Source organism: Rhizobium sp. SVR5-9E (assembly GCF_056755095.1).
Genome location: NZ_JBNDHS010000196.1, coordinates 1 through 2,704 on the forward strand (window position 1 = coordinate 1; position 2,704 = coordinate 2,704).

Consider the following 2,704-nt stretch of genomic DNA (forward strand, 5'->3'; position numbering starts at 1 on the left):
ACTGCGTTCAGGGCCAAGTCAAAGATGCCGCCGGCAATTGCCAGTAAAATCTGGCTCAACGAAGACACCCCGCGGTCAATTCTGCGGGTCTTTGTGGCGTTCCTACAAGCGACACATCACGCTGGGGGCCCTCTAGGGGCGTTCGAGTGATTTCAAATTTCCAGATTGATGGCAAAATTCGAGATTTCGCGACCGCCTACATCGAACGCATATCCGCGGAATTGAGGGCGGTCGACCTCCTATCCGAGTTGACACCATGTGCGGAGTCGATCGCCTAAACGGCAGCGGGCCTCTCACTGTCTTTCTCCGGGATTAAATTGCGGTCAGGCACAATGTCGGTCGCCCTAGTCGCAGCAAACTTTGCGGACATACGTGTTCCCAGCGTCACCATTGAATCCTTCGCGATCAGGCCACGGGCATTCGACACATCCTTTGCATCCTGCTCAGCATCGGTGCCGCTGAAAGCGACCGCTACACGCTAGCCGATGCGAAATACTTCTTGGAACATTCGGATGAAGCGGGAGTTGGCATCCACAGAACCGCGAAAAGGAGGCTCCTACAATGTCCCAACCATCCATCTCCCGCCTGCCGGGGGATACTCCGTATGCGGTCAACCCCGTTGACCCGCGGATGACGGCCACCATCAACAAGATATCATGGGGTGCAGTGTTTGCCGGCGTCGTTCTCGCACTCGCGGCCCAGTTCCTGCTCAATCTTCTCGGCGTCGGAATTGGAGCTGCAGTTCTCGACCCAGCCACATCGGACAATCCTACAGCGACGAGTTTCTCCATCATCGGCGGCCTCTGGTTCGTCCTTTCCGGCATCGTCGCCTCGTTTATCGGCGCCTATGCGGCAAGCCGGCTGTCTGGCCGTCCCAGCAAGTCCACAGGCGGTTTCCACGGCATCACCTGCTGGGCCGTCACCACGCTGGTCATTCTCTACCTCCTGACGACCTCGGTTGGCACACTCGTTGGCGGCGCGTTCAGCGGCCTTTTGAGCGCGGTCGGCGGCGTTGGCAAGACGGCAGCAACTGCGGCGACCAGCGCAGCGCCTTCGATTGCCGCCGCAACCGATCCGATGGCCGATATCGAACGGCAGATCCGCGAGGCTAGCGGTGGCTCCGACCCGCAGGCCCTTCAAACGGCGGCAGTGACGGCGATGAAGGCCGTGGCAACGGGCGACCCGAGCAAGCTCGAGGACGCCAAGGCCCGTGCCGCCGACGCTCTGGCGAAGGCTCAGAATATCCCTGTCGACCAGGCGCGTGCGAAGATCGATGAATACGAGGCAAACTACAGGGCATCCATCGATCAGGCAAAGCAGCAGGCTTTGGAGGCGGCACAGGCCACGACGGACGTTGTTTCCAGCGCCGCTCTGCTCGGCTTCCTCGCACTCGTTCTCGGCGTGATTGCAGCTTGGTTCGGCGGTGTGGCTGGCACGAAGCCAGGCCCCATCCTTGAAGAATATACACGCGACCGGAACCCATAATCATCTCAACACAAGGAACATCGACATGGCAGAATCAAAAAACCTCAACGATCTCCTTTATGAGACCCTCAAGGACATCTACTTCGCGGAAAAGCAGATACTGACGGCCCTGCCCACGATGGCCGAAGCCGCGCAATCGCCTGATCTCAAGGAGGCATTCGAGACCCATCGCGGTCAGACCGAAGATCACGTAACGCGGCTGGAACAGGTCTTCGAACTGATGGGCAAGGCGGCGCAGCCGAAGACCTGCAATGCCATCCTCGGCATCATCGAGGAAGGCAAGGAAGTCATGGAGGCGTTCAAGGGCACGGCAGCGCTTGATCCGGGCCTTCTCGCCGCCGCACAGGCTGTGGAACATTACGAGATCAGCCGCTACGGCACGATGGTCACCTGGGCCGAGACGCTCGGTTTAGGCGACGTAGCTGACCTCCTCGCGGAGACTCTTGACGAAGAGGAAACGACAGACGAGCGGCTTACCGAGATCGCCAAAGCGACCGTTAACGTGCAGGCCGCCTGATTGCAGGCAACGCGCCGCGAGACGTGTGAACATCCTTGCCGGGCGCTGCCTTCATCTTGTCGAGCGACACGGTAAAGTGCTGCCGAGCGGTCAAAACATGCGATTGCTGGGAGAAGGTGTTCCGTTCGTTTCGGGTATCGATACGCCGGAGATGGGATCGGGCGCCAAGTGCATCAAGGAACGGAAGCTGGCGTTAATCGTCAAGGGACGGCTGAAAGGGCATCGTAACGTTAACTGTCGATCGACCTTGGTCTGCGATGATGGCGCATGACCCTCAAGTTTCGTGACCCGCTCTACCGCCGCCATCGTCTTCCCGTGAAGTCATCGCCCATGCTGTGTGGCTTTACTTCCGCTTCCCGCTCAGCCTGCGCATGGTCGAGGAAATGCTGGCGGCTCGCGGTATCATCGTGACGCACCAAACGATCCGGCTTTGGGCGGAGAAATTCGGCCGGCACTTTGCCAACGACATTCGCCGTCGTTCCGTTGGTCGGCTCGGCGATAAATGGCACCTCGATGAGGGTGTGCCGCGAGGCACCCGCAGCAGTGTGGGAGCCGAGCTGCACGGAAGATGAGGGTATGGCCCCTCGAAACCGACCGTCGGGTAGGTTTCAAACCACTGCAAGCTGCTCTGGACGCGCGTTTTACTGACTGTGGGCTGACGCTTCATCCTGACAAGACTAAAATCGTCTACTGCAGGGATGA

Annotated in this window: 2 protein-coding genes and 2 pseudogenes; all 4 read left to right on the forward strand. The window is 59.4% G+C overall.

The genetic code is table 11. The features are described 5' to 3' along the window. Positions 1-561 precede the first annotated feature (561 nt). Entirely contained in the window at positions 562-1,485 is a 924-nt protein-coding gene (locus tag ACPYOJ_RS34240) for a PhnA-like protein (RefSeq protein ID WP_481420202.1), read from the forward strand. Between the two features lie 25 nt (positions 1,486-1,510). Next, positions 1,511-2,002, forward strand: a complete 492-nt coding sequence (locus ACPYOJ_RS34245) for a YciE/YciF ferroxidase family protein (protein WP_481420203.1) — start codon at positions 1,511-1,513, stop codon at positions 2,000-2,002. 97 nt (positions 2,003-2,099) lie between these two features. Then, positions 2,100-2,219, forward strand: a pseudogene (locus tag ACPYOJ_RS34250) (thermonuclease family protein); the annotation flags it as partial. A gap of 50 nt (positions 2,220-2,269) precedes the next feature. Beyond that, positions 2,270-2,526, forward strand: a pseudogene (locus ACPYOJ_RS34255) (IS6 family transposase); the annotation flags it as partial. Positions 2,527-2,704: the final 178 nt, after the last annotated feature.